Source organism: Amycolatopsis tucumanensis (assembly GCF_021654135.1).
GTDB classification, from domain to species: domain Bacteria; phylum Actinomycetota; class Actinomycetes; order Mycobacteriales; family Pseudonocardiaceae; genus Amycolatopsis_E; species Amycolatopsis_E tucumanensis.
In genome coordinates, this window is record NZ_JAKGSD010000033.1 from 1 (window position 1) to 5,826 (window position 5,826).

Genomic DNA, 5,826 nt, shown 5'->3' on the forward strand with positions numbered 1-5,826 from the left:
GTTCGCGCGGGTCATCGCGTGGCGTTCGCGTTCGTTCGAGCACGGGTAGCAGCTCGTGGCGCCGGTGGTCGGGTCGATCGCACGGCCGGTGCCGATCCCGCTGGGGTCCGGGGTGGGCGGGTGGCCGCAGTCGAGAACGTCCGCCACGGGGGCGATGGTGGAGGAGGTGGTCATGGCGGTATCGGTCCCTTCGGGCCGGAGGTGAGCGGAATCGGCAAGGCACAGTCCGGCCGTTCGGCCACAGGAGGGGGTGGACCGAACGGCCGGAGGTGATCAAGGAAGGTGTCCGAACGTGGCCAGCAATCGGGCGAACTCGGCCACCCGGTCGTGCGGGACGCGGACGGTGAACACCGAGTCGGACGCGCCAGGCCGCACGCAGACGCGTCCGTGGACGCCTGCGTCGACCGTGCCAAAGTGGAAGTCGGTGTCCTGGTCTTGGCGCTGCACGCCCAGGCGTGCCGCGACGGTCGCCGCGAGTTGCTCACGGGCGGCGGCGATGCCGTCGCTGGCGTGCTTCTCGTCCCAGGCCGCGTGCAGCGCGGCCTCATAGTTCGGCAGCAGCCGGCGCCGGATCTCGTGGGCAATCACGTCGGGCGGTTTGCGCTGGTCCACGGTGATCTTGTGGTCCTGCTCGTGGTCCTGCGGGACGTGGTTGCGCAGGAAGCCGAGGTGACCGGCGATGATCAATCGGCCCTGGTCGGTCTTGCGGCCGGTGGTGGTGCCGTCGAACAGGTCGAGGACCTGATCGTTCGGTCCGGCGAGATGGGCTTCCGAGCCGTCGGCGGCCTTGCCGGTGTAGGCGCGCCACCCCGTGCCGAGGTGCTCGGCGACGGTGTGTGCGAGGTCGAGGGTGGTCATGGGGTTCTCCCGTGGTTGCTGGTTGACGGCCAGCCCGAGTCGAGCTGGCCGACCTAGTGGTGAGGTGTGGCGGTAACCGGCGCACGACGAGGCGCCGGCCGACCGTCGACGGGGACGGCCGACCGGCGGGAAAGGAGAGACGGAGGTCAGCGGCAGTGGCCGGTGATCTGGACCAGGTGGGCCATGTCGACCACGGGCCCGGCCCAGTAGCGGACGTGGGCCGGTTTGTTGCCGATGCCCCAGACGTAGAGCCGGAAATCGGGGTCGCTCGGGCAGGCCCACACGGAGCGCTTACCGGGCCCATCGGGCGCGGGGGCGCCGTGTTCGTCGCACCGATCATCGACAACCAGGCCCCCACCCCAGGACGACCGCAGGTGCGCGAACACCCGGACGTACGAGGCATCGAACGGCACCGTGTGCGCCTGCTGCCGGGCCGCGACCCACTTCATCAGCGCCTCCGCGGACAACGGCCGGCGGGAGGTGATCACGGCGCGCACGGCGTCGACGTCGGTGAGCCGGCCGTGGTCGCTGATGTCCGCGTAGGCCAGTGCACACGGTCCGGTGAACCACAACGTGATCCACTGCGGGCCGCGATGCCAGCCGCGCGCATAGCCGCGCCGGTCGCCCAGCTCGGTGATCGGGATCGGCGGCAACACGCCGTCCAGGCCCCGGTCAGGTCGGGGCGTCCACCCGTGTGCGCGGAGGTCATCGTCCACGGACGGGTAGATCATGTCCGTGGTCCGGGCGCCGGAGTAGCCGCGCGCCGCGCGGCTCAAGGTCTCCGCCAAACCGTCCATGCGGCCGGTGACGTTGCGCAAGCCCTGCACCGGCATCGGGCGCGAGCTCAGCGCATCGTCGTGCAGGTCGGCAACCTGGCAGCGGAGTTCCTCCGCGAGCCTGGCCAGGCCGGTGAGGCTGCCGGCCTGCACACGGTTCACCGTCTCCAGAGAATCGGCCCGTGCGCGCTCCCGGTCGAGCTCCGCGCGCAGCGCGTCCAGAGTGGTCGAATGGTCGTTGGTCATCGTGGTGCTCGCTTTCGTCGGTCGAATTGCGTGAATGTGCGGAGGTGCTGGGAAAAGGGAGTCACTGTTCGGCGAGCACGCGGTCGAGCTGATCAAGGAAGTAGTCGACGTCCGTGTTCGGGCGCATCGCGTCGCCCGACGGCATCCAGTCGGAGTCGTCGACGTAACCGGTGCCGGCGACCTGGTCGAAGGTGTCGACGTAGTCGGTGTGGTCGCACTCGCAGCAATCCGGCGCGGTCACCGGGTACAACTGACTTCCGACATTCAGGCAGGCGGTGGCCAGAGCGCGTTCCCGGAACGTGGCCGCGGTGTAGGTGGCGACCGCCGTAACCACACGGGCGGCCGGAAATCGGGCGAACAACTCAGCCAGCACGTCGTAGTGGGCGTGCCAACACGCGGAAATCGTGCGGCGCCTGCCGTTCGGACCGGTGCCCTTACCGAACGCGGACGCGCTTCCCTTCGCGCCGGAACCCGCTGTGTCGGTGGCGCGAAGGGTGAACGTGGCGCGGGGGCCTGCGCGGTTGCTGCGATCCTCGCCCGTGCGCACGGTGATGTTTCCGTCGTAGAGCGCGCTGGACACGTCGCGTACGACGCTGTGAATATCGGTGAGGGACACGCCGTACACGAACATGGTTGAACTCCTTTACTGATTCGGGAAACGGAGGTGATGACGTACGCGCGGATGAGTCGAACAATCCGCAACGGAAAGCCGAGCCGTTGCAACCGTTGCGCGCGGGTGAGAGCTGCGCGGCGCCCGTATGAACGGGCGCCGAGACACGCGGCTGACTATCAGTGAAATTTCCGGGGATGCGCTGGACGATTGCGCTAGATCCAGGAATCGACTCGGCGGACCGTGGCGCCGCACTTCTTGGCGACGTACTCCGCAGCGTCCGCCAGGCCCGAAAATCGGTACCGGTAGGCGGACAGCGGCACCGGACCAGCCGCGCCGTCGGTGGACTCGATACGCCAACGTCCGCGCGGTGCGCGCTCGCAGGCGACAAACGCACACCCGTCACGAGTGAACGCGACCGCGCTATCGGCGTCCTGTTCGCCGTACGTGTCGTCTGTCATGACGTAGCCGTTTTGGGCGTACTGAAAGTGAAGCTCTACGACGTTGTCCGTGTCGGTGGACATGTGATCTCCCTTGACGTTGGCCGATCGGGTCGGTTACGTGCGCGGGTTTCAGGCCCAGCGCGGTTGAAATTCGTCGCGCAGTCCGTCAAAGGTCCACGCGCCGAAGATGCGGAACTGTCCGCAACGCACGCGGACGTGTGCGCGCGGGACACAGCCACTCGGGGCGAATGTGGTGTGTTCGCCACGGCGGTAGGCGCCGCGCGTGGCGGTCACCAATACGGCGATTTCGCCGCGCGGGGTGTACCCGGTCACCTTGGCCGGTACGAGTCCGGAGAAACTGTCCAGAAAGATAAGGTCACCGACCCGAATAACAGTTGTCGGAATCGAACGGTTCTGCGTGTCAGTCATCGTGAGACCTCACTTAGGCAGCCGACTGGTAACCCGTACCGGGGCACGTGGCCAGATCAGGCAGGTAGACGGTCCGGAATTCGTTCCACGCGCGTTCGGAATTCGCGCGGGCATGGTTGCGTCCCCTGTCCAGCCGGTTGGGGCCGCGCCGTTGCTCGGCTTCCTGATTGAGCCGTTGACGGACCAACCAGGTCACGGCCTGCACCTGGTGCGCCGAGACCCGTTCTCCCCCGCGTGCGGAGATCAGCTCCGCGGCACGGCGGTACAGGCTCACCACGTGGTCGTACTGCCGACGGGAAACCGATCCGTCCTTACGGCGGAACCCGTTGACCGGCGCCGAGTCGTACTCCTCGGAGGTGAGCGCGCGACCGTGCGCCACCGACAGCGCGTGCCGATCGATCACCACGCGCGGGTCATCCGGATCTTGATCTCCGCCGAACTCGATCAGGTGGGCAAAGTCGCGGATTTTCGGACCGTTGAGGATGTCCTCATACCGCTCACCGACGAGCAGCCGATCCGCAGCGCGTTTCTGGCCGGTCGTGGCGAACATTCCGGAACCGGGCCCGCCGATTCCCCTACCCTCGCGCAATACGCGAGCGGCATTAAGGACGTTGCCGATCCATCCCTGTTGTGGTGAGTAAATCGCGAGCATTCCGGCGCCGAGATGGGCGTCACCGTTCGCGATGGCGGTTGCCACGTGGTGCGCGTCGGCATACCAGCGCATTCCTTGCGCGATTTCGTCGGGTGTGGCCTGTTCCCAGTGCCACACGATGTTTTCGTGACTCACAGGGTGCGCCCGGAACCATGGGTGATCGCTGGGGGCAGGCATGACAATTCAGTCCTCTTAGGTGTGATTCACGGTCACCGGCGAGTCGTCCCACAAGCGGGACCATCCCGATTGCGCGGGACGCGCGCCGGCCGTTCGTACGTACTTGTCCAGGGCGAGCAATTCGCGTCGCACTTCTCCGACGTCCAATTGCCACAGCTCGCGGGAGATCTCGTCCCGTACGCGGTCAAGGTCAATCGCACCCGATGACGCGAAGGAATACAGAGCGGACGACATACCGTCGTGCCAATCGGACGCAATCCGTCGCGCTTGCCCGTCGCTGATCATGACAATGACTGCACTCATCGGTTTTCACTCCTTGATTCACGCCGCGACCGTGACCGGAATGGATTCCATGGCGGAAAAATCGAAAACGGCGAGCTGTGCGGTTTCCCGCGCGAGGGTCATTGCGTCGGACAGGTCCGCGGTCACGACGGAAACGTCCAGGTAGACGCGACCGGTCGCAGGGTCGCGCTACCCACCGAGAACGCGACCGGGTAGCGAAAGAGCGTCTTTTGCTTGCGCGATGTACTCGTGAAGATCGTTACTGGTCACGGAACCGTCGAAAACGCGTTCGTGTTCCGGATGTACGGCAACCGCATAGCCCGTGCTGATGTCGGAACCGTCGCTCGGGTTGACGGAAAATCCGCCATCCGGAACGGACAGAGCGTCCGCCATGGCGCTAATCCGGGCGGACCAATCGATCAGAGTCGTAGTCATGGCGGTACTCCATTTCGTGTGCGAAAGTGGTTGACTGGCAGCGATTCAGGCCAGTTGTGAACTGGCACCGAAACGCGCAACCCTCGCCGTTGTGAGATCTCCGCAAAGGGGACAGATCCTGTATCCGGGCAATACGGCACTACTCACGGGTGAGGGTTGCGCGTTTCGATGGCACATTCCCTGAATCTCTAAAACACTGTTGGGATAAGCCGTTATGTCTAGCGCGCAACGCAAGGAACCATGCCCGTAAGGGTTTGGCGTGCTATGGGCAGGCGAGAGTGACGCTCTCAAGCCAGAGAAACCCAATGTCGGCAACCGCCTAAAACAACCTCGAACGCCTACACGTTGCGACGTTTTTCGGTGCTGGACCACCATTGACTTATCTTGGGGACACACCTGTGGCAGGCATGCCATTTATGCGCGCTTCTCCGCTTTATAGCAAGAACTTTACGTCGCGAAGCTGCAAGCGCAGTTACTACGCATTCCAGACTAGAAATGCGCGTTTGGCTACGCGTCGTTCTTCACGCTGCTCTGCACGGTTTCGCTGCTGTCCGCACGGCCCAAGCCGTTGCCCGCGCTTTACGGGACTACTGTCATCTCGACACCCGGAAGGAGGTACTGACCGAATCGGAGAGCTCGCAGGGACGCCGTGCCCTGGTCCTCACCCTCTCGGTTCGATCCGTTTACTTCCTGGTGTGGAGTCGACATGTAGAAGTACACACCTTGGGTCCACACTTTGCAAGCCCAAGAGGCCCCGTCGTTACCGTTCCGTGACCTTGCGGTGCAAAACGGCTGGTCAGAGTTGCGCAGCGTCAGCCGGGCCTCTCGGTCTCCACTGCCCAAACCGGGGCATAGAAGAGCCACAGCAGCCGGCACGGCGGAGCCCAGCGGAGCGGACAGCAGCCGGCACGGCGGAGC

At 65.2% G+C, this 5,826-nt stretch carries 8 protein-coding genes; all 8 read right to left on the reverse strand.

What is annotated here, in order from left to right:
• Positions 1–273: 273 nt before the first annotated feature.
• On the reverse strand, positions 274–858 hold the full coding sequence (locus L2C96_RS27785) for a hypothetical protein (protein ID WP_110341355.1): 585 nt from the start codon (positions 856–858) through the stop codon (positions 274–276).
• Positions 859–1,004: 146 nt separating this feature from the next.
• Complete coding sequence (locus L2C96_RS27790) at positions 1,005–1,976, reverse strand: hypothetical protein (protein WP_237338356.1); 972 nt, start codon at positions 1,974–1,976, stop codon at positions 1,005–1,007.
• Positions 1,942–2,511, reverse strand: coding sequence for a hypothetical protein (locus L2C96_RS27795; protein ID WP_110341352.1), 570 nt, complete (start codon positions 2,509–2,511; stop codon positions 1,942–1,944). The genes L2C96_RS27790 and L2C96_RS27795 overlap by 35 nt, the downstream gene beginning before the upstream one ends.
• Positions 2,512–2,705: 194 nt before the next feature.
• Positions 2,706–3,014, reverse strand: a complete 309-nt coding sequence (locus L2C96_RS27800) for a hypothetical protein (RefSeq protein WP_110341350.1) — start codon at positions 3,012–3,014, stop codon at positions 2,706–2,708.
• 48 nt (positions 3,015–3,062) lie between these two features.
• Entirely contained in the window at positions 3,063–3,362 is a 300-nt protein-coding gene (locus tag L2C96_RS27805; RefSeq protein WP_146240085.1) for a hypothetical protein, read from the reverse strand.
• Between the two features lie 13 nt (positions 3,363–3,375).
• Entirely contained in the window at positions 3,376–4,149 is a 774-nt protein-coding gene (locus L2C96_RS27810; RefSeq protein ID WP_237338357.1) for a DUF7178 family protein, read from the reverse strand.
• A gap of 57 nt (positions 4,150–4,206) precedes the next feature.
• Positions 4,207–4,494, reverse strand: a complete 288-nt coding sequence (locus tag L2C96_RS27815; RefSeq protein ID WP_110341346.1) for a hypothetical protein — start codon at positions 4,492–4,494, stop codon at positions 4,207–4,209.
• Between the two features lie 168 nt (positions 4,495–4,662).
• Positions 4,663–4,908, reverse strand: a complete 246-nt coding sequence (locus L2C96_RS27820; RefSeq protein ID WP_146240083.1) for a hypothetical protein — start codon at positions 4,906–4,908, stop codon at positions 4,663–4,665.
• Positions 4,909–5,826 lie beyond the last annotated feature (918 nt).

Excerpts from the sequence above, each read along its gene's own strand:
- L2C96_RS27800 (WP_110341350.1), bottom strand. The coding sequence starts at position 3,014 with ATGTCCACCGACACGGACAACGTCGTAGAGCTTCACTTTCAGTACGCC.
- L2C96_RS27815 (WP_110341346.1), bottom strand. The coding sequence starts at position 4,494 with ATGAGTGCAGTCATTGTCATGATCAGCGACGGGCAAGCGCGACGGATT.
- L2C96_RS27785 (WP_110341355.1), bottom strand. The coding sequence starts at position 858 with ATGACCACCCTCGACCTCGCACACACCGTCGCCGAGCACCTCGGCACG.
- L2C96_RS27820 (WP_146240083.1), bottom strand. The coding sequence starts at position 4,908 with ATGACTACGACTCTGATCGATTGGTCCGCCCGGATTAGCGCCATGGCG.
- L2C96_RS27795 (WP_110341352.1), bottom strand. The coding sequence starts at position 2,511 with ATGTTCGTGTACGGCGTGTCCCTCACCGATATTCACAGCGTCGTACGC.
- L2C96_RS27805 (WP_146240085.1), bottom strand. The coding sequence starts at position 3,362 with ATGACTGACACGCAGAACCGTTCGATTCCGACAACTGTTATTCGGGTC.